Raw genomic sequence first — 4274 nt, forward strand, 5'->3', positions numbered from 1 at the left:
ACTCCACGCGCAGCGGCACGTCGAGCTCCCGGAATCGCTCCCCCAGACGCTCCTGGAGCTGCTCCTGGCGCAGCGGTGTGATCCGGACGCTGGTGTCGATGGCGGCGGCCTCCTCGGCGGCGAAAAACGCCAGCGCCTGGCGCGGGTAGTCGAGGATCAGGTTCTTGAAGTTCTGGTCGTGGCTCATGGGCCGAGTTCCCTGGCGTATTAGTATTTTTATATACAGTATGCGAGGAGCCTGCCTGAATCAAGACCTGCCAATGGCGCGGGGGCTGGGGTTTGGGGGGTATGCGGCGGGACTGTCGCTTGGATGCACTGGTTGTGCGCCTGCGGCGCGATTCGTTTGACGGCGGATTTACGCTGCGCTAATCCGCGCGCTCACAGGGTGCCGCCGCGTAGAGGGCTGCACTCAATTGAGGGGCCGAGGGGAGGGGGCAGTCGATGCCCGGAACAGCGACACCATTCCACCGACGCCGATCGGAGGGCGTAGGGTGCATTAGGCGAAGCCGTAATGCACCGTTCAAACAAACCGCGCCGCAGGCGCACAACCACGCGTAGCGGATTAGCGGCAGCGTAATCCGCCGTCGAGACACTGCGCCGCAGCCCGGTACGGCGCATTAGGCGAAGCCGTAATCCACCATGTATTCTCCAACTCGCGCGGGCTGGCCCCAGCGCGTAGGGTGGCTTAGGCGAAGCCGTCATCCACTATCCAGCCTACAACCCCGAACCTCGCTCCCCCTATGTCCCTACTACAAAAAATGCTCTCACTGCTAAACCGCAAGGAAAAACGCCGCGGCGCCCTCGTGCTCGGCATGGTCATCATCATGGCCCTGCTCGAGACCGCCGGTGTCGCCTCCGTCATGCCGTTTTTGAGCGTCCTGGGCAACCCCGAGGTGGTGGAGACCAATGCCGTGCTCAACGCACTCTACAACGGCCTCGGCTTCACCTCCGTGGACACGTTCATTCTCGCCCTGGGGGCGGCGGCGTTCGGCCTGGTGCTGTTGTCGGCCGCCTTTCGCACGCTGACGCATTACGTCATGAACCATTTCATCGAGATGCGCCGGCACACCCTGGGCAAGCGTCTGCTGGAGACCTACCTGCGCCAGCCCTACGCCTACTTCCTCGACCGGCACAGCGGCGACATGGCGAAGAGCATCCTCTCCGAGGTGGATCAGCTCGTCCTTAATGTCTTTCGCCCCGGCATGCAGATGATTGCCTACCTCTTCGTGGTCATCGCCATCGTCGCCCTGCTGGTCGCGGTCAACCCATGGCTCGCCCTGGGCGTCGCCGTTGTCATCGGCGGCATGTACGCGCTCGTCTTCACCGCCGTGCGCGGCGTGCTCGGGCGCGTCGGCCGCGACCGCGCCCAGGCCAACGCCGAGCGCTTCACCGCCGCCAGCGAGGCTCTGGGCGGCATCAAGGACATCAAGCTCCTCGGCCGCGAGCACGCCTACCTCGCGCGCTTCGACGGCCCCTCCAGCCGGCAGGCCCGCCACCAGGCGACCAACCGGACCCTTGCCCAGGTGCCCAAGTTTCTCATCGAGGCGATCAGCTTCGGCGGCATCATTGCCCTTGCGCTCATCCTGCTGGCCACGCAGGGCGGCACCGGCAGTGATGCCCTGGGCGAGATCCTGCCCGTCTTCGGCCTCTACGCCTTCGCCGGCTACCGCCTGCTCCCGGCCGCGCAGCACATCTATGCGGGCCTCGCCAAGCTGCGCTTTGGCGCCGCCGCCGTGGACGGTATTTACCAAGACCTCCACCAACGCGCCGCGCTTGCCGAACTCCACAAGCGCGCCCCGGAAGCGCTGGTCCCGCGGCGGACCATCGCCCTGGACAACATCCACTACACCTACCCCAACGCCGAGCGGCCCGCACTGCGAGATATCAACCTGGAGATCCCGGTCGGCAGCTCCGTTGGCATTATCGGCACCACCGGCGCCGGCAAGACCACCCTGGTGGACGTCTTCCTCGGCCTGCTGCGCCCCACCCAAGGTGCCATCACCGTGGATGGCCAACCCGTCACCGACGCCAACCTGCGTGCCTGGCAACAGGCCTTGGGGTACGTGCCGCAGGAGATCTTCCTCACCGATTCCACCGTCGCCGAGAACATCGCCCTGGGCGTGCCCCCGGAGCAGATTGACTACGAACAAGTCATTCGCTGCGCCCGCTTGGCCCAATTGCACGCGTTCATCATGAACGACATGCCCAAGCAGTACGCGAGCGTCGTCGGCGAGCGCGGCGTGCGCCTCTCCGGCGGTCAGCGCCAGCGCATCGGCATTGCCCGCGCCCTCTATCACGAGCCTCCCGTATTGGTCTTCGACGAGGCCACCAGTGCACTGGATAACCGCACCGAGCAGGCCGTCATGGAAGCCATCGAGGCGTTGGCCCACCAGAAGACCATCATCCTGATCGCCCACCGCCTGACCACGGTAAAGGCCTGTGATCAGGTCGCGCTGCTCGACCAAGGCCAGGTCGCCGCATTAGGCCCGTTCGATGTGCTCCAGCGAGAGCACCCGCAGCTGCAATCCCCCACGCCGGCCAGCCCACGCTGACGGGCTCCACGAGCAGGCTGCCGCACATACCCACCCGCCTGGCGGAGCAGAGGTGGAGAGAGTTGGAGGGCAAGCGTGTGCATTCGGACGGTGTGTTGCTGGACAAGCTGACGGGCAGAAGGGTTGTTGTTGCCGAACGCCGCGCGCTCGCATGGATCGTCGCCCCACTCGACACCGGCGCCAATGGCTTCTTCACGCAGGAGCGTGTCGGGCGGGACGTGCGGCTGTTTCGGGTGATTGAGCTGCGCACCATGCGCATGGATCCCGGCTTGCGGACCACCGTGACCACCGCGGGTGACGCGGGGATTACCCGCGTCGGTCGACTGCTCCGCCGCCCCAAAGTTGATGAGCTGCCGCAGCTCATTAATGTGCTCAAGGGTGACATGCGCTCCGTCGACCCGTGGCCCGATGTGCCGGGGCTTGCCCACACACCCTTGCAGGGGAGGATCGCATTATCCTGAGGGTGCGCCCGGACATTACGGCATGCGGAAGTCACGCGATTCCATGGCATGGACCTACAATTTCGACTAACGTGTTGTATTGATAATTGAACTAGGCCGACGGCGCGCCCTGGGATACTGGGGTTATGAAGAAGTCACGATGATTCAATACCGAAGACTTCCACCTAATCGGTTATGTGCGCAGGCGCTCCATCCAGTATCCCAGCCGCCGAGCTTGATGCGCCACTGCGATTACGACAAAGTCATCGTTTTACTTGACAACGATAATGTCGAAGGGGAATCGATGAAGCAGCAATTGTTGCGCGCCAAGGGCGCCCGCTTCACCCGGCACCGTGAGGAGGGGCACTGGATCTTCGCGAAGAACAGTCAGGGCATTCTCGAAAGCATCGAGGAGCCGCGCGCCGGTTTCAGGAGAGCGGGTCTCGTATCAGGCAGCGGCCTCGTTGAGTTCCCGGTCGGCCTCTGCCTCGATACGGACTCTGCGCATCAGCCCCGCTTCAAGCGCTGGCGAGCGCGAGCGAGCACATCCTCCGGATCAAGGAGGGTTGCCTCACCCGAGCGTAACTTATTGATACGACGGCATAACTCAACGTCCCAAGCACGCTGGATATCGGGGTCGGCGGGGCCATCGAGACTTGCGAGGAGCTCTCGAGCGAGTTCAGCTCGATCGTCCAGAGGCAGCGCCATCGCGTCCTCTCGAACGTTGTCCAATGCTTTCGTGCTCATTGTCGAAGGCAGCGGCTTAGGGTGTGCGGCCATCGTGCCGCAGGAGATCGCACGCAACAAGCCCATGGAGTAGCGCGCTTCGCGCGCCGGGCCTCCGAACCGGTGCGCGGTTCGTCGGCCGCTCATGGGCAACGTTAGCCGCGGGACACACGTCGCCTTAGAATCGACATCGGCCAGCGAATCGAAAGCGGAGTCTCGAGATGGAGCGCAGACGACGGAAAACGGACAACTCTCCTGACACCTGGCGCCTATTGGAAGCCGAAGCGGCGTACGCGGAGAGTATCTTCCGCCAGGCGATCGGTGATATGGAGGCGTCAATTGCTGCTGCCGAAAGAGCATTGGAGATAAAGCACGACTATCCGCCAGCCATTCTCACTATGGGCTCGATCGAATACCAGCGCGGCAGAGAGGAGCAAGGAGCGCGTTTGTTCAGGAGTTTGCTTTCTTCGCCAGACGAATCGGGCGATCTGTGGGAGGTCATAGACGAGGCCGGCGACTTTCTGATCCAAGAGCGAAGGTATGCTGAGGGCCTAGA

At 63.6% G+C, this 4274-nt stretch carries 4 protein-coding genes and 1 pseudogene; 3 read left to right on the forward strand and 2 right to left on the reverse strand.

The window, feature by feature from the left end; genetic code table 11:
- A pseudogene (locus tag QZT63_RS14315) lies at positions 1-187 on the reverse strand (hypothetical protein); the annotation flags it as partial.
- Positions 188-740: 553 nt separating this feature from the next.
- Here QZT63_RS14315 and QZT63_RS14320 point away from each other — a divergent pair.
- Both QZT63_RS14320 and QZT63_RS14325 read left to right on the forward strand, forming a co-directional pair.
- Positions 741-2552, forward strand: a complete 1812-nt coding sequence (locus tag QZT63_RS14320) for an ABC transporter ATP-binding protein (protein ID WP_290652172.1) — start codon at positions 741-743, stop codon at positions 2550-2552.
- Between the two features lie 77 nt (positions 2553-2629).
- Positions 2630-3013, forward strand: a complete 384-nt coding sequence (locus tag QZT63_RS14325; protein WP_366637151.1) for a sugar transferase — start codon at positions 2630-2632, stop codon at positions 3011-3013.
- Between the two features lie 486 nt (positions 3014-3499).
- Here QZT63_RS14325 and QZT63_RS14330 read toward each other — a convergent pair whose 3' ends face one another.
- A complete protein-coding gene (locus QZT63_RS14330; RefSeq protein ID WP_290652173.1) occupies positions 3500-3739 on the reverse strand; it encodes an addiction module protein in 240 nt (79 codons plus the stop codon).
- A gap of 200 nt (positions 3740-3939) precedes the next feature.
- On the opposite strand from QZT63_RS14330, the gene QZT63_RS14335 reads away from it, so the two are divergent.
- Positions 3940-4274: hypothetical protein (locus QZT63_RS14335; protein ID WP_290652174.1), on the forward strand; the 335-nt coding region annotated here is incomplete at its 3' end.

Origin of the sequence: Aquisalimonas sp., from assembly GCF_007120195.1 — a bacterium.
GTDB lineage: Bacteria > Pseudomonadota > Gammaproteobacteria > Nitrococcales > Aquisalimonadaceae > Aquisalimonas.